The organism is Dyella terrae, from assembly GCF_022394535.1.
Classification (GTDB): Bacteria; Pseudomonadota; Gammaproteobacteria; order Xanthomonadales; family Rhodanobacteraceae; genus Dyella.
In genome coordinates, this window is sequence record NZ_CP089414.1 from 4,503,447 (window position 1) to 4,527,782 (window position 24,336).

17 protein-coding genes and 1 pseudogene are annotated in these 24,336 nt (G+C 62.8%); 7 read left to right on the top strand and 11 right to left on the bottom strand.

The window, feature by feature from the left end; all coding sequences use genetic code 11:
* Positions 1-193: 193 nt before the first annotated feature.
* The 10 genes from DYST_RS19785 to DYST_RS19830 all read right to left on the bottom strand — a co-directional run bounded on the left by DYST_RS19785 (position 194) and on the right by DYST_RS19830 (position 11,854).
* Entirely contained in the window at positions 194-2,458 is a 2,265-nt protein-coding gene (locus DYST_RS19785) for a xanthine dehydrogenase family protein molybdopterin-binding subunit (protein WP_239947763.1), read from the bottom strand.
* A complete protein-coding gene (locus tag DYST_RS19790) occupies positions 2,455-2,985 on the bottom strand; it encodes a (2Fe-2S)-binding protein (protein WP_239947765.1) in 531 nt (176 codons plus the stop codon). The genes DYST_RS19785 and DYST_RS19790 overlap by 4 nt, the downstream gene beginning before the upstream one ends.
* 51 nt (positions 2,986-3,036) lie before the next feature.
* Positions 3,037-4,362 carry an APC family permease gene (locus DYST_RS19795; RefSeq protein WP_239947767.1) on the bottom strand — a complete coding sequence of 442 codons (1,326 nt, stop codon included), beginning with the start codon at positions 4,360-4,362 and terminating at the stop codon, positions 3,037-3,039.
* Positions 4,363-4,456: 94 nt separating this feature from the next.
* Positions 4,457-5,545, bottom strand: coding sequence for a Csu type fimbrial protein (locus DYST_RS19800; protein ID WP_239947769.1), 1,089 nt, complete (start codon positions 5,543-5,545; stop codon positions 4,457-4,459).
* Positions 5,542-6,633: a fimbria/pilus outer membrane usher protein gene (locus tag DYST_RS19805; RefSeq protein WP_239952161.1), complete on the bottom strand. Its 1,092-nt coding sequence runs from the start codon at positions 6,631-6,633 to the stop codon at positions 5,542-5,544. The genes DYST_RS19800 and DYST_RS19805 overlap by 4 nt, the downstream gene beginning before the upstream one ends.
* Positions 6,608-7,999, bottom strand: coding sequence for a FimD/PapC N-terminal domain-containing protein (locus tag DYST_RS19810; protein ID WP_239947770.1), 1,392 nt, complete (start codon positions 7,997-7,999; stop codon positions 6,608-6,610). The genes DYST_RS19805 and DYST_RS19810 overlap by 26 nt, the downstream gene beginning before the upstream one ends.
* A 110-nt stretch (positions 8,000-8,109) precedes the next feature.
* Positions 8,110-8,835: a fimbrial biogenesis chaperone gene (locus tag DYST_RS19815; RefSeq protein ID WP_239947772.1), complete on the bottom strand. Its 726-nt coding sequence runs from the start codon at positions 8,833-8,835 to the stop codon at positions 8,110-8,112.
* 49 nt (positions 8,836-8,884) lie between these two features.
* Positions 8,885-9,379 carry a Csu type fimbrial protein gene (locus DYST_RS19820; protein ID WP_239947774.1) on the bottom strand — a complete coding sequence of 165 codons (495 nt, stop codon included), beginning with the start codon at positions 9,377-9,379 and terminating at the stop codon, positions 8,885-8,887.
* A gap of 46 nt (positions 9,380-9,425) precedes the next feature.
* Complete coding sequence (locus tag DYST_RS19825) at positions 9,426-9,752, bottom strand: hypothetical protein (RefSeq protein WP_239947776.1); 327 nt, start codon at positions 9,750-9,752, stop codon at positions 9,426-9,428.
* A 176-nt stretch (positions 9,753-9,928) separates the two neighbouring features.
* Positions 9,929-11,854 carry a S53 family peptidase gene (locus DYST_RS19830; protein ID WP_239947778.1) on the bottom strand — a complete coding sequence of 642 codons (1,926 nt, stop codon included), beginning with the start codon at positions 11,852-11,854 and terminating at the stop codon, positions 9,929-9,931.
* Between the two features lie 473 nt (positions 11,855-12,327).
* On the opposite strand from DYST_RS19830, the gene DYST_RS19835 reads away from it, so the two are divergent.
* The 6 genes and pseudogenes from DYST_RS19835 (at position 12,328) to DYST_RS19860 (ending at position 21,041) form a co-directional block, all read left to right on the top strand.
* Positions 12,328-12,942 (top strand): outer membrane protein, encoded by a 615-nt coding sequence (locus tag DYST_RS19835; protein ID WP_239947779.1) that lies wholly within the window; start codon positions 12,328-12,330, stop codon positions 12,940-12,942.
* A gap of 126 nt (positions 12,943-13,068) precedes the next feature.
* The gene (locus tag DYST_RS19840) at positions 13,069-14,583 is read left to right on the top strand and encodes a fumarate hydratase (RefSeq protein WP_239947781.1); all 1,515 of its coding nucleotides are present in this window, start codon (positions 13,069-13,071) and stop codon (positions 14,581-14,583) included.
* A gap of 168 nt (positions 14,584-14,751) precedes the next feature.
* Positions 14,752-17,370 (top strand): bifunctional aspartate kinase/diaminopimelate decarboxylase, encoded by a 2,619-nt coding sequence (locus DYST_RS19845; protein WP_275666878.1) that lies wholly within the window; start codon positions 14,752-14,754, stop codon positions 17,368-17,370.
* Between the two features lie 404 nt (positions 17,371-17,774).
* Positions 17,775-19,118: a UDP-N-acetyl-alpha-D-muramoyl-L-alanyl-L-glutamate epimerase gene (murL, locus tag DYST_RS19850; RefSeq protein WP_239947783.1), complete on the top strand. Its 1,344-nt coding sequence runs from the start codon at positions 17,775-17,777 to the stop codon at positions 19,116-19,118.
* 14 nt (positions 19,119-19,132) lie between these two features.
* A pseudogene (gene murD, locus DYST_RS19855) lies at positions 19,133-20,487 on the top strand (UDP-N-acetylmuramoyl-L-alanine--D-glutamate ligase).
* A gap of 86 nt (positions 20,488-20,573) precedes the next feature.
* Positions 20,574-21,041, top strand: coding sequence for a GNAT family N-acetyltransferase (locus DYST_RS19860; RefSeq protein WP_239947785.1), 468 nt, complete (start codon positions 20,574-20,576; stop codon positions 21,039-21,041).
* Positions 21,042-21,146: 105 nt separating this feature from the next.
* Here DYST_RS19860 and DYST_RS19865 read toward each other — a convergent pair whose 3' ends face one another.
* Complete coding sequence (locus tag DYST_RS19865; RefSeq protein WP_239947786.1) at positions 21,147-23,225, bottom strand: M13 family metallopeptidase; 2,079 nt, start codon at positions 23,223-23,225, stop codon at positions 21,147-21,149.
* A gap of 176 nt (positions 23,226-23,401) precedes the next feature.
* Here DYST_RS19865 and DYST_RS19870 point away from each other — a divergent pair, with 176 nt between their 5' ends.
* Positions 23,402-24,322 (top strand): 2OG-Fe(II) oxygenase, encoded by a 921-nt coding sequence (locus tag DYST_RS19870; protein WP_239947788.1) that lies wholly within the window; start codon positions 23,402-23,404, stop codon positions 24,320-24,322.
* The last annotated feature ends 14 nt before the right edge of the window (positions 24,323-24,336 follow it).

Genomic DNA, 24,336 nt, shown 5'->3' on the forward strand with positions numbered 1-24,336 from the left:
GGTAGCGCCGAAGTCAGGGCATCCTAAGTCAGAAAGCGGATCTGTGCGTCGGTGAAATTACTCAAGCGCGCCGACATGACGCCGCATCAAACGCCTATACGATTTCGTCACAAAGCTGTCTGCATGTGAGGAACGATAGGGCACTCCAGGCATGAGTGCCCAAAGAGAAACGGGGCCGAGCCGGCCCCGTCTGTTACAGCATGCGCAGCATTTCTTTCAGCAGCGGCAGGCGCCGCACGCGCACCGCACTTACGCGGAACACGGCGTTGGCGAGGGCCGGTGCCGCCGTCGGCATGCCAAGGAAGCTCGCACCGGTCGGGGCGCGGTCGCCGGGCACGAGGATCACGTCGGTGGTGTCGGGCAGCTGTGCCATGCTCGCCAGCGGATAGTCTTTCCAATTGTGCTGCTGGACCTGGCTGTCCTTGTAGCTCACCGAAAGGTTGAGCGCTGTGGACAATGCGTCGAGCGTGGCGCCAGCGACCTGGCCTTCGAGACCGGTCGGGTTGACCACGCGGCCGACGTCGACCGCGCACACCACGCGTTCGATGTTGAGCTTGTCGCCTTGCAGCGATGCCTCCACGGCATGCGCCACGTAGGCACCGTCAACGTGCCAGCAGGCGATGCCAAGACCGTTCACCGTGCGCAGCCAGTTCTTCCACTCGATGCGATCGGCCACCAGCTTAAGCACGTTGATCAGGCGACCAGTGTCGAGCGTGCGCCCATCACCCAACGGGATCATGCGCGGCTCACCGATCAGGCGCAGCCGGGTGACCAGCGGGTCTTCCTTGAGCGAGTGGGCGATCTCGTCGACAAAGCTCTCGACGGCGAAGGCGTTGCTTATGTGAGACGTGCCACGCGAGGGGCCGCGCAACATCGCCGAAGGCAGGGAATACCAGTCGCTGCGCAGGTTGGGCACGAGCCCCGCCGGCAACTGATGGGCGTCCACTTCAGACGTCCACAGGCGATTGTCGGGCACGCCACGCTGCGCCAGTGCCGAGGCGCTGGCCATGCGCTGATTCCAGGTGAGAATCTGGCGCTTGCCATCCAACGCCGCGCTGAACTTGTGCACAGTGGCGGAGCGGTAGTAGTCCTGCGTCAGGTCTTCGTCACGCGTCCACATCAGCTTGACCGGCTTCTCCACCGCCTTGGCGAGCATGACGGCTTCGGCGACGTAGTCGTGGTCCAGGCGGCGGCCATAGCCACCGCCGACACGCGGCACGCGGATGTCGATCTGCGCGGGCGACAGGCCCGTAAGGCGCTGGACGACCGCCCATGCCTGCTGTGGCGCCTGCGTGGGCACGACGAGGACAGCACGGTCCTTGTCGATCTTCACCACGCAGTTCATGGGTTCAGGTGTGGCATGGGCGAGCCATGGCTGCACGTAGGTGGCTTCGATGCGCCGCGCCGCTTTCTTCGCAGCACTATCGACATCGCCGTCGTTGCGCACACGTGCGGCCGGTTGGGCGTCCTTGTCGTTGACCACGTCGGCAGCCTGTTGCTCGAACCAGGCGCTGTTTTCGCTTTGTGCGCCGGGCTTCCAGTGCAACTTCAGCTTGGCGCGGCCCTGCAAGGCGGCCCAGGTATTTTCAGCGAGCACGGCCACGGCGGGCGAACGCACGGTCTGGCCGAGTGGAACGCCCGCTTCGGGCTTGATCTGTACCACCTTGACCACGCCCTTCACGGCGAGCGTGTCGGTGGTGTCCAGGCTGTCCACGCTGCCATCGGGCCATGGGCAATGCGACAGCACGGCCACCAGCGCTTCCGCCACGTAGGTGTCGAGCGCATAGGCGGTCTGACCGGTGACGATGGCGCGTGCGTTGATGTCGCCGGCAGGCTGACCAATCAGGGTGTAGTGGTCGGGCGTCTTCGGCTGCACGGGTGAATCGGGCGGCTGGATCTTCGCCGCGGCATCGACCAGGGTGCCGTAGCCAAAACGGCGGCCGTCCGGCGCGACGACGCTGCCTTCCTCGCAACGCAGGCGATCGGCGGGCACGCCAAGGCGACGCGCGGCGGCCTGCATCAGCAGCCAGCGTGCGAGCGCACCAGCGCCGCGCAGGTCGGCCCATGCGGCCGGGATGGAGTCGCCCAGACCGCTGGTCTGGTGGCCATACACCCAACGCGGCTTGCCGTTGTCGTCGTCCACACCAAGGCCGAGCGGCACCACGCTGACGCGCGTCCAGTCGGCATCCAGCTCGTCGGCGATGATGCGAGCGAGCGAGGTGGAGGTGCCGGTGCCGGTGTCCGGATCACGAATACCGATGACCACATTGCCGTCCGCGTCGATACGGACGTACGCGCCGAGGCCATAGAGCGTATCGCCCAGCATCGATGGCGGAATCGGCGCGTCGGCTGCCTCCGCAAACGGAATGCCGACGATCAGTGCGCCGGCCGCACCGGCGAGCACCTTGAGGAAATGGCGGCGCGAAAGCGGCATCTTGGATTCGTTGGCGTCGCTCATGCCTGGGCTCCCTTGGCGGCGCGCTTGATGGCGAGACGCACGCGGGTCTGGCAGCCGCAGCGGCAGAGATTGGGCAACTGGTCGATATCGTTGTCGCTCGGTTGCGGATGGCGATTGAGTAGATCGAGCGAAGCCATCAGCCAGCCTGGTGTGCAATAGCCGCAGCCGATGGCGTCTTCGTCGACGAAGGCCTGCTGCAGCGGATGGAGCTTGCCGTCGGCGGCGGCGAGGCCTTCGACGGTGGTCACCTTTTTGCCGGCCAACTTGACGACCGGCAGGCTGGTGGCTGACGCGAGCTTGCCGTCGACCAGCACGAGGTCATAGCCACCCTCGCCATGCTCGCCGCTGTACTTGGTGCCGGTGAGGCGCAGCACATCGCGCAGATACCACAGCAAGGGCATCTGGTCGTCGCCGGTGTGGCGATAGCTCCTGCCATTGATCTCCAGGTCGACTCCCTCGCGCACCTTCTCGGGCACGACGGTGTTGCTTGTTCCGGGTGTCGGCATCTGGTCTTGCGCGTTCGCCATCGGTTCGGAGCTCCTTCGGAATCCACTCATTGTGGCATTGCAGCGCGGTCCTTAGGAGGCAGCCCGGCTGAACAGGCGTCGCCACACCAGGTAGACCGGGATGCCCGCGGCCATGATCAGCAGGCCGATACCGGTGTTTTCGGGGCTGTTCTGCAGGCTCTGTACCACCACCAGGCCCACCGTGCCGATGAAGATCAGCGGAAGCACCGGGTAGCCGGGTACGCGGAAACTGGCCTGGTTACCCTCGCGCCGGCGATACCAGAACAGCGTGGCGACACCCACCGCGCAGGCGAGCCAGTCGCCAAAGGTGGCGTAATCGAGCAGTTGGCCGTAGCTGCCGGATAGCACCAGCACAATGGCCCAGCCCGAGAGCAGCAACAGGGCGACGTTGGGCGTGCGGTGCACCGGGTGCAGGCGCGCGACGCTGCGGAAGAACAGGCCATCGTCGCCCATCACCTGCAGCACGCGTGCACCGGATACCAGGGTGATGTTGCAGAAGCCGAGCGTGGAAATCGCAATGCCGATGGCCATGACCTTGGCGCCCATGCTGCCGAACACGCGCTGCATCACGTCGGCTGCCGGGGTGTGGCTGGCGGCGAGACCGTCATGGCCAAGTACGGCGAGGTAGGCGAGGTTCACCAGCGCATATGCGGTGATCACCAGCACCATGCCGATAAAGAGCGCCCGGGGCAGGGTGCGCTGGGGTTCGGCCACTTCACCCGCGAGATTGTTGAGGTAAGTGAAGCCGGAATACGCAAACAGCACCGGCAGGGCTGCACCCATGAAACCGACGCCGGCGAATGCAGGATCCGGGGCCAGTACATCCTTACTGCCGGCACCGGCGAGGAATAGCCCGCACACCACCAGCGCTGCGACAGCCAGCAGCTTCAGCACGGTGAACAGGTTATGCACTTGTGCGCCGAGCTTCAGGCCGAACAGATTGATCAGCGCCACGAAAGCCAGGGCGCCTGCGGCCAGCGGCGTGATCATGCTGGTCGGCAACCCGAATACCGCGGCGGCATAGCTGGCGAAGATGGTGGCCACCGCCGCGCTGGAGCCCGAATAGATCACCAGCAGCATGGTCCAGCCGAACAGGAACCCGGCCAACGGCCCGAAGGCCTCGCGCAGGTAGACGTAGCTGCCGCCCGCATGGGGGCGACGGGCACCCAGTTCGGCGTAACACAGGGCGCCGATAAGGGTCAGCACGCCTGCGCCCACCCACACCAGCAGCAGAGCTAACCCGGATTCCGTGCGCCCTGCGGCGATATAGGGATTCAGGAAGATGCCGCCGCCGATCAGTCCACCGACCACGATCAGGGCTGCATCCCACGGGCGGAGACGACGGACGTAGCCGCCGGACGTCGAGATGTCGCTCATGAATGCTTCGCTGCGGGAAAGTGCAGCGAGCATGGCAACTGGGGCCTCCCGCAGCAAGCCCTCTCGGTTTGTGTTGGCCCACGCAGGATCACCATCAATAAGTCACGGTGGCGATGACGGTGTCGCTGTAAAGGCCGGGCGGCACCGACGCCGGAGCCATCAGACTGGCGTAAATCGTCAGGTTCTGTGCTGAGCCGGTACCGATGCCGGACGCGGTGCTCGTACCCGCCGAGCCATCGCCCCAGGGGCGCGAACGCGCGGCATCGGTATACAAGGCGTAGGTCAGTGTTTCACTGCCGCCGTTTCGGGTGAGTTTGCGTGCCCCGACATTGGCGCCGGCCCCTTGCCCCGCGTCGAGCGATACGCTGTATGAGGTAGTGCTGGGACAGGTGACGGTGATGGTGCCATTGCTGGTCACCGGTGCGGTGATCTGGCCAACCTGGCCGAAATCGATAGTCGTGGCGGATATCTGGCAGTCGGACACGACTTTGGCCGTGACCGCGAACGGGAATGTCCCCGATCCCGTAAACGAGGTGCTGCAGGCCGGTGGATTCGACGTAAAGCCGGAGACGGTAATCAAGGTGTCGACAGTAGCAAACGTGGTCGTATAGGTGCCGGGTGCAGCCGGCTGATTGCCCGTAATCTTCGCGTAGTAGGGCAGCACGGCGAAGCCGGCCCCGGAGGACAGCGGAATATCAACGATGTTTGGCTGGGGATTGGAGTCAGAAAAAGAGGTCCATGGTTTGGTATATGTGGCATCCGTATAGATGCTCCAGTGCAATACCGCACCGGAGGGACCCGGCAAGGTGCGATCGCTCCATGTGCCCGAATTGCTGGGTAGCCCGATATTCGCGCATGCGCGGACGTACGGCGTGGCGAATCCAGAACAGGAGATATTGAGGCTGCCAGAAACGGTAGAGCCATCCTTCGCGCTGACCGAACCGAAATTGACGTTAGCTAACGTACCGCTGCAGCTTTGTGCTGCCGCGCTGCCGCTCCCCAGCACCAGCCACAGCAACCCCAGCAGGATAGGCAACCACACCCATTTCGCGCGGTTGGGCCTCGGGCCGACCTGATCGACGGAATCGTCGACTTCAGTGGACGTCGAAGAAAATGGGCGGTTGCACATGGGCGTCACCGTAGGGCGATGGGAACGAAACAGGTCGCCATGGCCGGCATTCATGGTGTGCCCCCTGGCTTGCAGGTATAGGGACCCATGGTTTGCATGGTGTTCTTCGTACTGAACTCGATGTGCGCCATGCATAGAATGTCGCCCACCTTCGCCGAAATAACATTGCCGCCCGGCTGCAAGTGTGGGAAGAACACCTGGCCGTCGTAGCCCAGCGTATAAGTCGCGGTATCGCCTTGAAGGGTGATGGCTGTGCCCACCGGCAAGGGGCGGCCTTGCTCATCCTGCAATACCACCACAGCCCCCTGATAGCGACTAACGGGAAAGCGCGCCAATACGCCGGAACGTCCACGCGGAACGACGTCCAGATGATCGGTTTCCACCTCCGCATCCACGGGCAGGTTCAGGGTATCGATGGCCAAATGGTTGGCGTTGTACGACAGCAGATCCGGAATAAGCAGATGCCCGCCGCTACTCGTGTCGCCGACCACGCGATTTTCTCGCAGCACCGGCACGTCGGGCGTGCCATTTGTGGTCACGACGGCGAAGGCATCGCTGATGGGGCGCGACGCCAACAACGCGCCATCCATCAATACCAACGAACCCGTCGCGTACAGCGAGCGCGTGGTGAAGCTGCTGCCCGCTGCCGTGGATGAATGCTCGACCTGCGCCGATACGTCGCCATAGCTCCCCTGGTAGTCCAGGCGGCCCAGGTCGTGGCGGTAGCCTGCGTTGCCACCGTCGGCGAGCACGTTCCAGCCGAAGCCGCCCTTGTCGTAATCGATCGATTGACTGGCCGATGCCGCCAGCGTGTTTGCGTCGCCATAGCGGCTTGCACTCAGCGAGACGCTGATGCGGTGGTCCAGGTTCACAATGACGCCTAGATACAGGCCGAGCGACTGCGCCTGGTCGCGGTCGCGGAAGGCATTGGCAAACAGGCTCACACGGCTGCCGAAGCTGGCGTTGTAGCCTAGTGACAGGATGCGCGATCCACCCAGGATCGAGGCGTCCTGTCGCGCATAGGTGAGTGACACACTTTGACGTGGCGTCAATGCCACACTGACGGAGGCATGCAACTGACGCTTGGGTAACGTGACGCCGCGAACGCTGCCCAGATCAAGGTAGTCGCCATAGGTCCGCATGCCTTGCAGGTCGAAGCTGACGATGGGCGAGATGTATTGATAACCAAAGCTTGCCTGCTCGCCAGAACTGTCGCCGCGATGCACCGTGTACGAACCGTTGAGCACGCCGAAGCGCCCCAGCGCAACAAGGCCCCCCCGCGCCGATGTTGTGCAATCCGCTCATCATTTCCATGTGCGCTTCGGCAGTGAACGCGTTGTCGACGCCGTACCGCCACGTGCCATTCGCGGCCGGCTTGGAAATGTAGTCGAACGAGCGACTGCCGTAGTCCATGCGCGGATAACCCATTTCGAACGACCATTCCGAGAGGCCTTGACTCAAAAGTCGTGGGTCAACATAAAGCGCTTGATTGACGTTCACTTCGCGGCCCAGCGCGTCGCGATAAACCAGCGTGGCGTGGCCTGCGCCCGTGAGTGACGGTGGCGTATCGATCAGGAACGGTCCGCCGTTGGCCAGGCCCGAAAATTGGCGCAATCCATTGATGTACAGATCCACGGTGGTCGGTACCACCGCGCTCCCACCGAGCGCGGGAACGGGAAAGGTCACCAGGTCTGGCCGGACGGTGAAGTTGTACGCGATGCCGAAACCACCCAACCGTATCGATCGCGACCATGGCAATGACGACGACACCTGATCGCCTGCGGTATAGGTGATGAGCGACGTCGTGGACGCATAGTTCCAGTACGTATCCTGGCGCAGGTATCGGCTTTGGCCGCCTTCCACAGTGGTGTAGCCCGAGTTGACGAAATCGCCGATGGGCGAGAACAGGCGCAGTTCGGTGCCCACGGCTAAAGTACGATTTAGCGCGTTATAGGCTGCCGTTGCCTCGCTTTCGCTGAGAGGTGGACTACTGCCATAACTACCTTCGCCCTGCGCGGGCGCGAGCAGGCGTTGAGCGTCATTGCGCTGGACATAGCTGATGCGCGTGCCCTGCGCGTTCACGGCATAGTTCAGCAAAAGGCCTGTGCCGGAGGTTGGTGAGGGGGGTGGCGCGCGGTAACCCAGTTGCTCTGGTTGCAGTTGACTATCCGGCAACTTGAAGTCGATGCGCTGTGCTTGCGCGTCGTAGTGGTATGTCAAATCTGGAATGGCATCGAGCGCCACGCAGTTGCGGTTGCTGGTGACGAGACGTTCGGTTCGCACGCCGAGTTCGCGCAACTCGTCGACACTCACGCAAAAGCCGCCGGCGACACGGTCTACGCGCACGATCAGTTGCTGGTCCCGTCCGTTAACGGATGCCGCAAGGTAATAGGTGCCACTTATCGAATCAGGCGACGACGTCTGCGCGAACACGGACGTCGCCGGCTCCAGGCCGAACACGCTGCACAGGCCGCACGTCACTCCCCAGCGGCGAAGCACGGAGGCCATCGTAGATTCCATGGATAGGCAAGCCTCCACATCGCGGCCTCCACTGCATGACCGACGTGGGTGAGGCTGCCGATGTTTTGGTTGGCCTTGCGGGTCAAGTTACGCGGTGGCTAGAGGGTGACGTCGAACGGCTGCCCATTGAAACTGGCCGTGACACGGCTCGGTTTCGCGGCAGTCCCTGCGCTTGGCGGCAAGGGAATGGTCCACTGCATACTCTTGCCGGGGAGTACGTAGCCAAGCAGGCCGTTGGTGAGAGGACTGCTGCGTCCGCCCTCGTAGCCCAGCGTAACGTTGGTTGCCTGTGCATGGGCCTGGCCGGTGTTCTGCGCCGTCAGTACCAGGTTGCTGCCCTGCACTTGCGCGGCGATATGCATTTGAATCGCGCCGGTCTGGTTTGCAGGCTGGACGAAAACAGGGAGCGAGTAGCGCATCTTTACCTGCACGCCTACTTGTTGCGTCGAGGTTTTGTCGGGGATTTCATCGACCACCACCCGGTAGGTTTCCTCGCGTGTCACAGGCGACTTGTCCACACGTACCACGCGAATGGACTGGTTCTGCCCCGGTGCCAACGCAGCCATGGGCGGGCTGGCTACCAAGGTGCTCGTCTCAGTGAGTTCATCGTGATTCTGTGCCTGGTCCCAAGCGAACACGCGGACCTGCGCATTCACCTTCACACCACCTTCGTTGCTGATGGTGATGACTGCGGCGTTCTGGCCGGGCGCAAGAATGATCGTGGTGGGCTTGACGTGAAGCGTTACCGTTTCGGCGGCCATGGTCGCCGTTGTCGTGCAGGCGAAGGCACTGATTACACCGAAAGCAAGCGTAAGGGCTTTCATGGGCTTCTCCATGAGAACGTGGTCGGGGAACTGCGCTGTGCCACGCGCATCAGTAGGTGATGGATGCCGTCACCGTGCTTGAGTACAGGCCGACCGGTGGCGTCGACTGCGGCGGCAGGCGCGCGTAGATGGTGTACAGGGTGTTGCTGCCCGTGCCTGTGCCACCCTGCGTGTCGGTGCCTGGTGTCATCCCCCATTGGGTGCGCCCGCTGTCGCTATACAGCTGGTACTGCAAAGTGTTGGCGCCCTGGGCCATCAGGCGATTGCTCACCGTTGACCCCACTGCCGATCCGGCATCCAGCGACAGCGTATAGCTCGTGCCGGGTGTGCAGCTGACGGTAATCGAGCCGGTGATGTCGAGGTTGGCCGTCATAACACCGACGCTGCCAAAATTGATATCGGGCACGCTGATAATGGAGCAATCGCTGATGACGGTGGCCATGACTTTGAACGTCGCCGTCTTGGTGGCACCGTGCGCAGGCGGCGTTAGCGTGGCTGCCAGCGAGATGATAGTGGCGGTGATGATCGTACGAATGCTGGACATGGTGGTGGCTCCTTGGCAGACAACGAAATAGCGCGTTGGTAGACACTCAGAAGACGATGGTGGTCGTCTCCGTCGCAAGGCCGCTTCTGAAGGGTTGGGTATCGCCGTTTACGCACGCTGGCGTGGCGGAGGCAGCATCAATGCCGAAAGACGGCGCAATCGAGCGATGCTTTCCGGCTGACGGCGAGTGCTGGGAGCTGATGCATCGCCTGTTTGCGAAGCATTGCGAGTAAAAAATGTTGGTGATGACACATGCGGCGACGGCCGTCATGCGTACGGCGAAAGACAGCGTTTGCACCATGACCGCAGCTGTGCTCGCCCGGAGCAAGACCGCTTCGCTGATCAGGCTTATGCCGATCAATCGGTGCGCCATGTCACCCCTTTGCGATCGTATTTTCTTTAGCTATCGAACGGCTAAATGCCGACCCCTTGGCAGATATAAGATCTGAGGCGTGCTGGAAACGTGAAGCACGTCATAGCAGCATTCGGACGGCTAAAGCGCTTAAGCAAGGCGCGCCGACGCGGTTGGCGTCGGCGCGCCTTGGTGGCTCAGAACACAGTAAGGAATAGCGCCAGGTTGGTCACGTTGAGCGTGCCGATGCCCGCGCCAGGCTCGTACCCAGGTACGCCCTGGTAGAACCAGTTGTCGCCCGCCTTGATGTCATTGAAGGGCGAGAACGGTCCGTAGCTGAAGATGTTCTGGAATGCGTAGATTTGCGGATTCCACAGACCGACGCGACCATACGTTGCCTGCTTCAGCAGGGCGCTGATGCCGTTGAGCTGAGGCGCCACGAAGCTGGTGCCACCTTCGCCGGTCAGCAGGCCGCTGCCATCCGTCGACGACACGAAGCTGTAGCCCGTCTCCGGATCGGCATTGAGCGAGATGTCCGGTACGTTGCGACCTTTGAAGTTCGCCGGCAGCGTGTAGTTGAAGCCGTTGGCCGGCTGGTACAGGGTCTGCTGCTTCTCGCTCTTGCGGATGCCTGAGGTAAACGCCTGGTAGCGCGGCCGTGACCAGAACACGCTCACGCCACCACCGCCGCCCGTCGAGAACACTTCGCTGGTGATATCCGCGCCGAAGTTGGTCTTGAAGTAGCTGACGATGTAATCCCAGCCCCAGATGCGCTCCTTGTCGAGCGTGGCCTTGGGGCCGCCGCTGAAGCTATAGGTGAAGGGTACGGTGGTGCCGCCGGCCGTGGTGATGAGCGGATCGGAGCCTGGTGCGTCCGCCGTCAGCGGCGGCGGTACGGCGTCGGTCGGCAAGCCACCCAGGGCGCGCACGGTGTCGTAAGCGCCGGAATCGCCTGCCGTCGCGAACATCGAGATGCCCTGTGCGGCCGCTTCCAGGAACACCTGATGGAAGGCGCGCAGCTCGTCGGTGTAATCCACGCCGCCATTCAACTGCGGGAAGTAGAAGATCTCCGGCTCACCCCAGCTCACCGACAGGCTGTCGACCTTGTTGTCGGACACGGCTTGGTTGAACACGTCGAAGAAGCCGGAGTCGGTGTTTGGCGCGTCATAGACGATGATGTCCGCCCACGGCGCCAAGCCACCTGACTGCTCCACGTCCAGCGAGGTTTCGCCCGAGCCCGCGGCGGAGCCGAGCACGCCGCCACCGTCCACGTGTACCTGGGTGATGCGGTTAGGTTTGACCGGGAGCCCGATGGTGCTCCAGTACGTATATGCGTCGGCCGGCACGAAATCCGCCAGCGTGGCGATACCGATGGTGGAGCCCTTGCCGTTCACGCCCGCTTTGTAGAGCGGGTTGATGTTGTAGCGGTTGGCCACATCACCCACGGTAAACGAGCCGGGTGTGCAGGTCGCCGTCGGGTTGCCGGTGCAGGGTGTTGTCGCTGGCGCGGTGGCCGCGGCCGTCCTGGCCATGGGGCTCATGGTGGAGGCGGAAGCGGGAGCCGACGGCTTGAACGCCGACACACGACGCGAGTGATAACGCGCCTCAGTGCTGAGGCCGGAAGCGACGATCAGCGTGCTCGACAGGGACGAGGGCAGCGTTGGCGTGGCGTTCGGTCGATGGAACGTGGTGCCATCGGCATTGCGATAATCGTGAATAGACGTCTGGAAGGCCTTATTGAACTGGCCAACCGTGCCGCTCACCTTGATGGCCAAATGGTTGGGCAGCAGTTCCACCTGCTGCAAACCTTGCTGCTTGGCGAATGCCTGCACCTTGGCGATGTCGTCGGCCGACGCGCCGAAGCGGTCCGCGAACTGCGCCGTGGTGAGGAAGCGGCGGAAGGAGGGATTACCCTGGGTGACCGTGCTGTAGACGAAATTCTCTAACGCGTCCTGATTGCGAAGTCCCAGCACAAGCGTGACGTTGACCGTCTCGTTCGTGTTGCTGGGTCCAAGGTCTGCTGATGACGAATTGCCCGCGGCCATCGCCACTGAGGTGGCGCCGCCGAAGAACAGTAAGCCGAGAGAGGCTGCGAGCGACTTGCGTTGCAACGTCGAGAGCATTGTGTTTTCTCCAGGGTGGAAAGGGCCCTGACCGCGGCGCTGTGACGACGGCCCTGTGCGTCGGCACGCTTTTCGGCATGGCCATAGAAGGACGACATTGGACTCCCCAAAACCCAGTGCGCCCCCTGGAAATACATCCGCACTGGCGTTTCGAACTTAGCGCCGTCGACGTCATTCCGTGAAGTGTCCAGCGATTCGTAGGAATTGGCGAAAGCCGCACGGCAGCTCAATGTGGGCCGCAAAAAAATACGCCTACACCTTTTGGCCTATATGCCTGTCTTAGCCGGAAAGAACGCCCGTTTGAAGCCGAAGGGGCGTCTGCGCGTCTGAATCGCAGCTAACGTCAAGCCCTGGTCTGTCAGGAACTAGCCCGATATCGTGAAGTCCTTCGAATCGACGGGGCTGAGACGCAACAATCTGCGCCGTTGTGCGCCACAGGCGCGCCCAACCCATTGCACAAGGAAGAGTCGTTCATGAAAAGCATCAAGTTAGCCGCGGCTGCCGTGGTCTTCACTGTTGTCCCGGTTTTGGCAGAAGCGCAGGACGGGCAATTCTTCGTCAACGGAAGTGCCGGTCAATCCAACTACAGCGTTTCCGGGTGGAGTGGTGGTCATCGGGACAACACGGACACCCAGGGTGCGTTGCGCTTTGGCTACCTCTGGCACGCCGGTGCACTCGATTACGGGGTAGAGACGGGGTACGCCAATCTGGGCGAAGTGACGGCGCACGGGAGTTATAGCTACCTGGATGTCAGCGGCTCGCCGTCACAGGTCAACTATCGCCAGTCGTTGTCCACCAAAGGCTGGTTGCTCGGTGGCAACCTCAAGTACAACTTTGGATCGTCCTGGTACCTGTCAGCGCGCGGTGGTTGGTTCCGGGCCAAGACCACCGGTACGGTCGACTCCACAGGTTTCAGCGGGGCGCGCTACTCCCAGACAGACACCCGCGGGTATGTGGGTGTGGGCGCTGGCTACAACTTCTCCAAGTCCTGGAGCCTGGGAGTGGGCTACGACTATTACGACCTGGGCGGCAGGTACTCGGACGCGCACGTTAATACGTACTCGGCTACTGCTGAGTTTCGCTTCTAACCTCGGGCGGCCGCGTGAGCGGCCGTCTTTTGGGCCGGAGAGCCATTTGCGGCACAATGAAAGGGTTGTGCGTCGTGGACAGCCCTGTTTTCGACGCCCCGATCCCCCGGAGTCGAAGCCATCGCCATGACCACCATCAAGCAAGACGACCTGATTCAGTCCGTAGCGGACGCCCTGCAGTACATCAGCTACTACCACCCCGTCGACTACATCACCAACCTCGCCGCCGCCTACGAGCGCGAGGAGTCGCCGGCGGCCAAGGACGCGATGGCGCAGATCCTGATCAACTCGCGCATGGCCGCCGAAGGCCACCGTCCGCTCTGCCAGGACACCGGCATCGTCACCGTCTTCCTCAAGGTCGGCATGAACGTCCGCTGGGACGCCACCATGTCGTTGGACGATATGGTCAACGAGGGCGTGCGCCGCGCCTACAACGACCCGGACAACAAGCTGCGCGCCAGTGTGCTGGCCGATCCGGCTGGCAAGCGGACCAATACCAAGGACAACACGCCGGCCGTCATCAACGTCTCCATCGTGCCGGGCGACACCGTCGAGGTGATCGTCGCCGCCAAGGGCGGCGGTTCGGAGGCCAAGTCCAAGTTCGCCATGCTCAACCCGTCCGACTCCATCGTGGACTGGGTGCTCAAGACCGTGCCGACCATGGGCGCGGGCTGGTGCCCGCCGGGCATGCTGGGTATTGGCATCGGCGGCACCGCCGAAAAGGCGATGCTGCTGGCCAAGGAATCGTTGATGGAGCACATCGACATCCAGGAGCTCATCGCTCGTGGCCCGCAGAACCGCGCGGAAGAGTTGCGCATCGAGCTGTACGAGAAGGTCAACGCGCTGGGCATCGGCGCGCAAGGCCTGGGTGGGCTCACCACCGTGCTCGACATCAAGATCAAGGATTACCCGACCCACGCGGCCAACCTGCCGGTGGCGATGATCCCCAACTGCGCGGCCACCCGCCATGCGCACTTCACGCTGGATGGTTCGGGCCCGGTCGCGCTCGATCCGCCGTCGCTGGAGCATTGGCCGAAGCTCACGTATGACTCCAGCAAGGGGCGTCGCGTGAACCTCGACACCGTCACCCGCGAGGACGTCGCAAGCTGGAAGCCGGGCGAGGTGCTGCTGCTCAATGGCAAGCTGCTCACCGGCCGCGACGCCGCGCATAAGCGTATGGTCGACATGCTCAACAAGGGCGAGCCGCTGCCGGTCGACTTCAAGAACCGCTTCATCTACTACGTCGGCCCGGTTGATCCCGTGCGCGACGAAGTCGTGGGTCCGGCCGGCCCGACCACGGCCACCCGCATGGACAAGTTCACCGAGCAGGTGCTGGCGCAGACCGGCCTGCTGGGCATGGTCGGCAAGGCCGAGCGCGGCCCGACCGCCATCGAGGCGATCAAGAAGCACCAGTCGGTGTATTTGATGGCCGTGGGTGGCGCCGCCTATCTTGTGTCCAAGGCGATCAAGGCCTCGCGTGTCGTGGGCTTTGCCGACCTGGGCATGGAAGCCATCTATGAGTTCGAAGTGCAGGACATGCCGGTGACCGTGGCGGTCGATTCGGCTGGCACCTCCGTGCACCAGACGGGCCCGAAGGAATGGCAGGCGCGTATTGGCAAAATCCCTGTGGTTGTCGCGTAAGAACCACACTTCTCCTTCTCCCCTCCGGGGAGAGGGAGCTATTCGTGCTATCCCATACGCTCCCGCATTTAGCCATCCAAACGCCCATCGCGGCCCAGCGGTTGCATTCCACCTGCTGCGGCGCAACACTGGCCAGATTGTTTTCCCCAACCACCAACGTAGGTACTCGTGAACCCGCAAAGCCCCGCGTCGCTTTCTGCTGACGCATCCTGGATCGTGATGAAGTTTGGCGGCACCAGTGTCGCTACCCTGCCACGCTGGCAGAACATCCGTGAGCTCGTTGCCAGCCGCCGCGCCGAAGGCGCCCGCGTGCTGGTGGTCGTGTCCGCGCTCACCGGCATCACCGACGCACTCAAACAAATGTGCGCGCAGGAAGACAAGGGCAAACGCATCGAGGCTGCCAAGGCGATCGCACAGCGTCATTACGACCTGCTCGATCACATGCAGCTGGTGGTTCCGGATACCCTCGGCGCTCGGCTTTCCGAGCTGGCAAAGCTGGCCGATGAAGGCCCCTCGCTGCTCGGCGAACTGGCCTGGTCGGCGCTGGTGCAGGCGCACGGTGAGCTGATGTCCAGCGCGCTCGGCGCGGCGTTCCTTTCCCACAGCGGCTTGAGCACGCAGTGGGTGGACGCGCGGGATTGCCTCTCGGCGATTGCGCTGCCCAACCAGAACGAGCGCACCAAGCTGCTCTCCGCCATGGTCGAGGCCAAACCGGATCCGGCATTGAACGCGCGCCTCGCCGCGCTGGGCGATGTCTTCATCACCCAGGGCTTCATCGCGCGTGAATCGCAGGGGCGCACGGTGCTGCTCGGCCGCGGCGGTTCGGATACCTCGGCCTCGTACTTCGGCGCGTTGCTGAAGGCGCAGCGCGTGGAAATCTGGACCGACGTGGCGGGCATGTTCACCGCCAACCCCCGCCAGGTGCCCAGCGCCCGCCTGCTACAGCGACTGGATTACGAAGAGGCCCAGGAAATCGCCTCCACTGGCGCCAAGGTGCTGCATCCGCGTTGCCTTTCGCCACTGCGCGAGCCGCGTGTCCCTTTGTTGATCAAGGACACCAACCGGCCTGAGCTGGAAGGCACGCTGATCGGCCCGGAAGTCCGTGAGCATGCGCCCAGCGTCAAGGCGATCAGTGCGCGCAAGGGCATCACGCTGGTGTCGATGGAATCGGTGGGCATGTGGCAGCAGGTCGGTTTCCTCGCTGACGTGTTTGCGCAGTTCAAGCAGCACGGCCTGTCAGTGGACATGATCGGCTCCGCCGAGACCAACGTGACGGTGTCGCTGGACCCCACCGAAAACCTGCTCGACTCCGATGCGCTCGCCGCGTTGGCCAGCGACCTGGCCAAGGTGTGTCGGGTGAAAGTGATCGCGCCGTGCGCGGCGATAACGCTGGTCGGTCGCGGCATGCGTTCGATGCTGCATACGCTGTCCGCTGTGCTGGCTGAATTCGGCCAGTTGCGCGTGCACATGATTTCGCAGTCGTCCAACAACCTCAATCTCACCTTCGTGGTGGATGAGAATGTGGTCGACGAACTGTTGCCGCATCTGCATGAGCTGCTGATCACGGCGGGCGCATTGCGTACTGACGACAGCGCCCTGTTCGGTCCAAGTTGGCAGGCGCTGTATGGTACCGGCGAGATATTGCCGCCGGCTGCGTCGTGGTGGCGCGAGGAGCGTCGTGCCGATTTGCTGAAGATCGGTGCGGGCGCCACGCCGCGCTACGTCTACCACCTGCCCACGGTGCGCCAACAGGCACGTGAGCTGAAAACGCTGGCCGCGGTGGATCGTCTGCACTACGCGGTGAAGGCCAATACGCATCCGGCCATTCTCAAGGCGCTGGCCGAAGAGGGCTTTGGCTTTGAGTGCGTGTCGCCGGGCGAACTGAAAGCCGTCATGGCCGTAGTGCCCGAGTCGGCACCACTGTTGTTCACGCCCAACTTTGCACCGAAGGAAGATTACGCGTGGGCACTCACCACGCGCGCCACGCTGTCACTGGATTCGCTCTATCAGTTGGAACAGTGGGGCGAGCTTTTCCGCGGCAGGGAAGTGGTGCTTCGTCTCGACCTCGGTCGCGGCCTGGGCCATCACGAGAAGGTGCGCACAGGCGGCAGTGGCAGCAAGTTTGGCCTGCCGGTGGAACAGCTGGACGCGTTCCTGCGCCTTGCCGATACACACGGTGTTACCGTGCGCGGCCTGCATGCGCACCTTGGCTCCGGCATCCTCGATGACGCGCATTGGGGCGAGGTCTACGGTCAACTGGCCAGCCTGGCCGAACGCATCGGTAGCGTCACTTTCCTGGATATCGGCGGTGGCCTTGGCGTGCCGTCGCATCCGGGCGAGGCGCGGCTCGATATCGGAGCACTCGACAAAGTGTTGCGCGACGTCAAGGCGGCCTATCCGCACTACAAACTGTGGATGGAGCCCGGTCGCTACCTCGTGGCCGATGCCGGCGTGCTGATCACCAAGGTCACCCAGACTAAGGGCAAAGGTAACGGCCAGATCCGCTACCTTGGCGTGGATACCGGCATGAACAGCCTGATCCGCCCCGCGCTGTACGAGGCCTGGCACGAGATTGTGAACCTCACGCGTTTGGACGAGCCCGCCACCTCGCTGTTCCAGGTGGTTGGCCCGATTTGCGAAAGCGGCGACGTGTTGGGTACCGACCGCCGCCTGCCGGAGCCGCAGGAAGGCGACGTCGTACTTGTGGCTCAGGCGGGCGCGTACGGCAAGGTAATGTCCTCGCCGTACAACCTGCGGGATGAGGCGGAAGAGATCATCCTGGAGTAAGCCTCGTGCTCCCTTGCCGTTGCGGGCGAGGGAGTTTTTGATCGTCATTCCGGCATTGGCCGGAATTCAGTAACGACAAGGCGTGATCCTTGTCGCTCGTACTGGCACTACGGCGCTGGATTCCGGCCTGCGCCGGAATGACGAGTATTAGACGGCGAGGTTCATTGCCTGTTTACGGCTTCTTTGATGGAGCCGGTACGCCGAAAGTATGGCGATTAGATGATTCATAGTGAGCGCGGCGTCCTTGAGCCTGAATCGGTGGGCTACAGACGCGGCGTTTCTGGAACAATGGCGTACTAGAAGAATCTCGATGGGATGCTCGAGGTCGTTCGGGAGGCTTTGGCCGACCCTGACCCTGCACCCTGATCCCCTCCAGGGGGAGTAGCGTCGACGGAGACTTGAGCGTGACCACCAACATCAACCCCCGCCTGACTCAGGTATTCCGCTTCGTGCGGTGCAGCTACGCCGATGGCGTGGCTGAGCTGGTCTACGCATTCGACCACGGCGAGGAGCTGGTCGAGCGCGTGCGTTTTCCGAACGCACCTGCGCTGCCGGTCAGCCATCAGGCTGCGTTCGACCAAGCGTTGAAGATGCTGCATCTCATCGCGGGTGTGAGCTACTACAAGGCCGGTGTGCCGCCGCGTATCGACGTGGCCGCCGGCCCTCTGGACGACGCCACGGCTGACCTGCTCGATGCGCTGTATCTGCATGGCCTCGCCGAGTTTGCCTATCGCAATGGGCTGGATCTGCGTGGTCGGATCAACTTCCCGCGCGGCGGTGCAGTGCTGCCCGAGGCCAAGGCACTGGGCCTACCGCATCGCACGCTTGTACCCATCGGCGGCGGCAAGGATTCGCTGGTCGCGGTGGAAGCGATCAAGTCCATCAGCGGTGACGCGACGGCCGTATGGGTCGGCAATTCGCCGCTGATCGCCGCCTGTGCCGAGCGCACCGGTCTGCCCATGCTCAACATCCAGCGCGAACTGGCGCCCGGCCTGTTCGAGCTCAATCGCCTTGGCGCGTGGAACGGCCATATCCCGGTGACGGCGGTCAATTCCGCCATCCTCGCGGTGGCGGCGATCCTCTACGGTTTCGACAGCATTGCTTTCGCCAACGAGAGTTCCGCTTCCGCCGCCACGTTGGAATATGAAGGCCAGCAGGTGAACCACCAGTGGAGCAAGGGCTACACCTTCGAGCAGTTGCTCAGTGACTGGCTGCATCAGCACGTCGCGGCTGATCTCGATTACTGCTCCCTGCTGCGGCCGTTCTCCGAACTGGCCGTGACCCGCGCGTTCTCGAAGCTGACGCCGTATTTCGACGTGTTCTCCAGCTGCAACCGCAACTTCAAGATTCTTGGCCCCAAGCCGGCGGATCGCTGGTGCGGTCAGTGCCCGAAGTGCCACTTCGTGTTCCTGGCGCTGGCGCCATTCCTTGCCAAGCCGCGCCTGCTGTCGATCTTCGGCCGCAATCTGCTGGACGACGAGAACCTCGCGCCCGGTTTCGATGCGTTGCTCGAGTATCAGAACCACAAGCCGTTCGAGTGCGTGGGCGAGGGCGCCGAAGCGCGTGCGGCGATGTATGCACTGAGCCAGCGTTCGGAATGGCAGGAAGATACGCTGGTGGCACGTTTTATCCGTGACATCCTTCCGCAGCTCGACGTGAGCGAGTTGGCGCTGGAGCCGTGGCTGGAGCCATCCACTGAACAACGCATTCCCAAGCGTCTGCAGCCGGCGCTGGCGTTCTTCGCGTGACCCATTCGTCGCCGTTGCGTATCGCCGATCTCGCCGGCAAGCGAGTGGCGATCTGGGGATTCGGGCGCGAGGGCAAGGCGGCTATCGCCGCCATTCGCTCACGTCTCCCCGCGTTGCCGCTGACGTTGTTCTGCAGTGATGCGGAGGTCGCTGCCGCGAAGGCGTTCGATGCGACGCTGACGGTGCGCGGTGAAGAGCCCGACGCGGCGGCACTTGCCGTGTTCGATGTGGTAGTGAAGTCCCCCCGGCATTTCAGCGTACAAGCCCGCACTGCTGGCTGCGCGCGAGGCTGGCATCCGCGTGACGTCGGGAACCGCTCTATGGTTTGCGGAGAAACCGGACGCGCGCGTCGTCGCCGTGACGGGCACCAAGGGCAAGAGCACGACGACGGCCCTGCTTGCGCATCTCGCGCGCAGCCTAGGCGTGCGTACCGCGCTGGCAGGCAATATCGGCATGCCACTGCTGGAATTGGTCGATGAGTCCGCCGATCTCTGGGCTATCGAGCTGTCGAGTTTTCAGACAGGCGAGGCCGGTCCGGTGGAGCTCGGTGTCATCACCAGCCTCTACGAAGAACACCTCGACTGGCACGGTACGCGTGAGCGCTACATCGAAGACAAGCTCAAGCTCAGCGACGTATCGAAGCAGTTGTTGGTCAATACCACGCAACCGGCGCTGCTCGAGCGCACATCGGGTCATCCCCATCGCGTCGTGTTCGGCAATCCAGAGGGCTGGCATGTTGCGGACGGTTTCATTTGTCGTGGCACGCAGCGGGTGTTCGATGTGGCCAAGCTGCGCGCACCGGGCGAGCACAACGCGCTCAATGCCTGTGCGGCGCTTGCGACGCTGGAAACCATGGGCTTCGATGCACTGCAAGCCGCACCGTCGCTTGCGACCTTCCGCCCGTTGCCGCATCGATTGCAACCGCTGGGTGAACACGATGGTTTCCACTGGATCAACGACTCCATCAGCACCATGCCCCAGGCTGCACTGGCTGCACTGAGATAGCCTGAAGGGACAGGTCGTGACCCTCATCGTGGGCGGGCATGATCGTGGGCTGGACTGGAGCGAGTTCGTTACGGCGATGAAGGGGCAAGCGCCGCATGCACTCCTGGCGCAAGGCGCCAATGGTCCGCGCATCGCGCGAGCGTTGCGTGAGGCCGCTGTGGCAGTGGAAGAGGTAAGCGATCTTGCAGCGGCCGTTGCACGCGCACGGGCATTGACGCCTGCCGGGGGAACCATCTTGTTGTCACCCGGTGCTCCCAGCTTCGACCAGTTCCACGACTATGCCGATCGCGGTCGCCAATTCGCTGAGATGGCGGGTTTTGATGCGCATGAGATCGTTGGCATCGAAGGGCTCGGTGTGAGCTGAGTGGGTTGCACGTGCGTGGCCGTGCACCACGCGCTTGAACCGATGAAATATGAAATGACCTGCACAAACTGCGCGGAGCTGACCACGTGCTTGAGATCCGACGAGATGACCTGACGAGCCGTGAAGTGGCGGCCCTGTTGCAAGAACATCTCGATGAGATGGCCGAATACTCGCCACCGGAAAGCATTCACGCGCTCGATCTGGATAGGCTCCGTCGACCGGAAATTACCTTCTGGACAGTTTGGCAGAACGGCGGCCTGATGGGCTGCGGCGCCATCCGTGAACTCGATCCCACGCATGGCGAGATCAAATCCATGCGAACGTCGTACCGGCATCGCCGCAAGGGTGTGGCTGCGGTGATGTTGCAGCACATCCTCGATGAAGCCGCGCAGCGCGGCTATCAACGCCTGAGTCTGGAAACCGGCTCGCCTGCTGCCTTTGAGCCGGCGAGGCAGTTGTATGCGCGGTTTGGCTTCACGTATTGCGGGCCGTTCGGGGATTACGTGGAGGACTCGTACAGCGTGTTCATGACGCGTGTGATCCAGCGTAGCTAGCGGGACCGGAACCGCTCACACACAGGACATCACGCATTCGGAGTTACAAAAAAGCCACGCTTCTTGCGAAGCGTGGCTTTTCGTTTTCGTCGCGTCGGTAACCTGTTACCAGATCTTCACGCGATCCGCCGGAGCGAGATACAGCGTTTCCCCCGGCTTGGGCTGGAACGCGTCGTACCAGCCGTCGAGATTACGTACGGTCTGCGCGCGGAAGCGGCCAGGCGAATGCTCGTTGCCGATCACGCGCTGGCGCATGGCGGCGTCGCGGACCTTCTCGCGCCAGCTCTGGCCGAAGGCGAGGAAGAAGCGCTGGTCGCCCGTCAGGCCATCGACTACCGGAGCCGGCTTGCCGCCAAGGGACTTGTGATAGGCGATGTACGCGACGGTCAGGCCCGATACGTCGGCGATGTTCTCGCCCAGCGTCTGCTGGCCGTTCACATGCAGGCCCGGCAATGCCTCATACGCGTTGTACTGCGCGACCAGCTTGTCGCCGGCGGCCTTGAAGTGCGCTTGGTCTTCCGGCGTCCACCAGTTGGCCAGATTGCCCTGCGCGTCGAACTCGGCGCCGAGGTTATCGAAGCTGTGGCTGATCTCGTGTCCGATCACTGCACCGATGGAACCGTAGTTCGCTGCGGCGTCGGCCTTCGGATCGAAGAACGGCGCTTCGAGGATGGCAGCGGGGAAGTTCAGCGCATTCTGCAGCGGCAGGTTCACTGCGTTGACCGTCTGCGGTGTCATCCACCATTCGCCGCGATCCACGGGCTGGCCGAGCTTGGCGAGCTGATGGTCGTACTCGTACTTTTCGGCGCGCTGCTGGTTGCCCAGCGCGTCATCGGCGCGGATGTCGAGCTTGGTGTAATCACGCCATGTTTCCGGGTAGCCCACGCTCACTCGGATGCTGGCGATCTTGGCCTTGGCCTTCTGGCGGGTGGCCGGCGTCATCCAATCGAGACGGTCCACACGCTCGTCGAACGCGGCGAGTATGTTCTTCACCATCTGCTCGACCTGCTGCTTGGACGAGGCGGGGAAGTACTCCTTCACGTAGATCTGGCCGACCGCGTCGCCCAGTGCGCCGTTGGTGCTGGCCACGGCGCGCTTCCAGCGATCACGTTGCTTGGGCGTACCGGACAGGGTCTGGCCGTAGAAGCCGAAGCTGAGATCGGCATACGCCTTGGGCAGCAGCGACGCGCTCTCGTTGAGTTCGTGGAAGGTGAGGTAATCCTTCCATGCCTGCAGCGGCTCGCTGGCGGTCAGCGCGGAGAGTGCCTCGATGGCCGGCACCTGCCATACGTCGACGATCTTCTGCTGATCGAGGCCCGCTGCCTTGAAGTAGGCTGCCCAGTCCAGGCCCGGCGCGTTCTTGGCGAACGAGGCCAGTGTCCACGGGTTGTTTGCCTTGTGGATGTCCTGGCTGTCGACGATATCGACCTGGGCCTTGGCGATCTTGGTTTCGAGATCGAGGATGGTCTTGGCCTTCGCGTCGGCATCGGCCACGCCGGCCTGCTTCAGCAGGGCAGTGATGTATGCCTGGTACTTGCCGCGCGTTTCCACCATCGCCTTGTCGTCGGACAGGTAATAGTCGCGCGTGGGCATGCCCAGGCCGCCCTGCAACAGGTACGGGATGTTGCGCGAGGCGTCTTGTAGGCCGTGCGAAATGAACAGGCCAAACAGGTGCTCGGTGTGGAAGTTGGTGGCATTCACCGGATCCACGTCGGCACGCAGGCCATCACCCAGCACGCGGGCGAGGTCGGCCTTGCTGTTGATGGCGTCGATGGCCTTCAGTTCGGGCTGCAGCGGTTCGAGGCCGCGCTTCTCGATAGTGCCTTCGTCCATAAACGCAGCGTAGTAATCGGCAATCTTGCGCTCGTTGCTGCCCGCTGCCGGCTTGCTCTTGCCCGCCGCCTGGATCAGGTCAGCGTTGCGCTTCTCGGCCTTCTGGAACACTTCCAGAAAGATGCCCGTGCTGGAACGGTCGGCAGGAATCTCGGCCGTCTTCTTCCAGTTGCCGCTGGCGTAGTTGTCGAAGTCATTGCCCGGCAACACGCTGTGGTCGATGCCAGCCAAGTCGATGCCGCTGGCGCTGCGCGCCGCCGTGTGGGCCGGGGCCGGCTGGGTCGCCGTGCCCGCTGCGGCGCAGGTGGTGGCCATGGCAGCCGCCGTGAAAATCCAACGAAGTTGCCGCATGGGCGGTCTCCTGGGTGGGGAAAATAACAACGATAGTCCCAATGGGCACCCGGCAGGGCATGACCTTTGGCCTAGGAATGGAGTTTCCAGCACTGCAAGAACTTGCTGGCGATGGGTTATTCTTTGCGTTCCCCCTGGGCCCACTGGGCCCTGACACCAGCCAAGGAAGGCCGCTCATGGCGAACTCCGGTTCGATCGTCAATTCGCACGTGCTCGCGCAAGTGGCGCAGTGGCGAGATGCTTTTGCGTCGGCAGAGCCGTTTCGTCATGTGATCATCGACGACTTCCTCGAGCCTGCGTTTGTGGAAGCCCTGCTGACCCAGTTTCCCGATTTCGAACAGGGAAACTATGTGGGCGACGACGGTCGCCCCGGCGGAAAATCCACGATGGACCGCGTGCGTGGCCTCGGGGACGCCTACCGGCGCCTCGATGAGGTGATCCAGACGCGGCAGTTTCTTGATTTCGTCGGCAATATCACGGCTATCCCGGACCTGATCTACGACCCGTTCTATCTTGGCGGCGGGACGCATGAGAACCGCCATGGGCAGGGTCTGCAGGCGCATATCGATTTCAACTATCACCCCAGTGAACGCTGGCATCGCCGGCTCAATCTCATCGTGTACCTCAATCACGAATGGGACGAGGGCTGGGGCGGCATGTTTGATCTTTACCGCGATCCCTATGCGGACCCTGCACCCTTGGTTCGCGTGGCGCCGCTGTTCAATCGTTGCGTGACCTTCGAGACCAACGAACATAGCTGGCATGGCTTTGACACGATCCTCCTGCCGGAGGACAGGCGTGACCTCAGCCGTAAATCGATCGCCTTGTACTTCTACAGCGCGGAACGCCCTGCTGTGGAAACGGCGGGCCGCCACACCACGCACTATGTCAACGCGCAATTGCCAGAGCACCTGCTGCCGGGCCATACGCTAGCTGACTCCGACGTGTCGACGCTCAAGCTGCTGATTGCACAACGCGACGAACAATTGCGAGGGCTCTACGCAGAGAACTCGAAGCTTTTGCAGGCTCAGGACCAAGGCTTTGGCGGTCACTTGCTGTATCTGCTCAAGCGCTTGTACGTGCGCTATCGCCGCTGATTCCGGGGAGACGG

Excerpts from the sequence above, each read along its gene's own strand:
- DYST_RS19785 (WP_239947763.1), bottom strand. The coding sequence starts at position 2,458 with ATGAGCGACGCCAACGAATCCAAGATGCCGCTTTCGCGCCGCCATTTC.
- DYST_RS19790 (WP_239947765.1), bottom strand. The coding sequence starts at position 2,985 with ATGGCGAACGCGCAAGACCAGATGCCGACACCCGGAACAAGCAACACC.
- DYST_RS19795 (WP_239947767.1), bottom strand. The coding sequence starts at position 4,362 with ATGAGCGACATCTCGACGTCCGGCGGCTACGTCCGTCGTCTCCGCCCG.
- DYST_RS19800 (WP_239947769.1), bottom strand. The coding sequence starts at position 5,545 with ATGAATGCCGGCCATGGCGACCTGTTTCGTTCCCATCGCCCTACGGTG.
- DYST_RS19805 (WP_239952161.1), bottom strand. The coding sequence starts at position 6,633 with ATGCGGACCTATGGCGACTACCTTGATCTGGGCAGCGTTCGCGGCGTC.
- DYST_RS19810 (WP_239947770.1), bottom strand. The coding sequence starts at position 7,999 with ATGGCCTCCGTGCTTCGCCGCTGGGGAGTGACGTGCGGCCTGTGCAGC.
- DYST_RS19815 (WP_239947772.1), bottom strand. The coding sequence starts at position 8,835 with ATGAAAGCCCTTACGCTTGCTTTCGGTGTAATCAGTGCCTTCGCCTGC.
- DYST_RS19820 (WP_239947774.1), bottom strand. The coding sequence starts at position 9,379 with ATGTCCAGCATTCGTACGATCATCACCGCCACTATCATCTCGCTGGCA.
- DYST_RS19825 (WP_239947776.1), bottom strand. The coding sequence starts at position 9,752 with ATGGCGCACCGATTGATCGGCATAAGCCTGATCAGCGAAGCGGTCTTG.
- DYST_RS19830 (WP_239947778.1), bottom strand. The coding sequence starts at position 11,854 with ATGCTCTCGACGTTGCAACGCAAGTCGCTCGCAGCCTCTCTCGGCTTA.
- DYST_RS19835 (WP_239947779.1), top strand. The coding sequence starts at position 12,328 with ATGAAAAGCATCAAGTTAGCCGCGGCTGCCGTGGTCTTCACTGTTGTC.
- DYST_RS19840 (WP_239947781.1), top strand. The coding sequence starts at position 13,069 with ATGACCACCATCAAGCAAGACGACCTGATTCAGTCCGTAGCGGACGCC.
- DYST_RS19865 (WP_239947786.1), bottom strand. The coding sequence starts at position 23,225 with ATGCGGCAACTTCGTTGGATTTTCACGGCGGCTGCCATGGCCACCACC.
- DYST_RS19870 (WP_239947788.1), top strand. The coding sequence starts at position 23,402 with ATGGCGAACTCCGGTTCGATCGTCAATTCGCACGTGCTCGCGCAAGTG.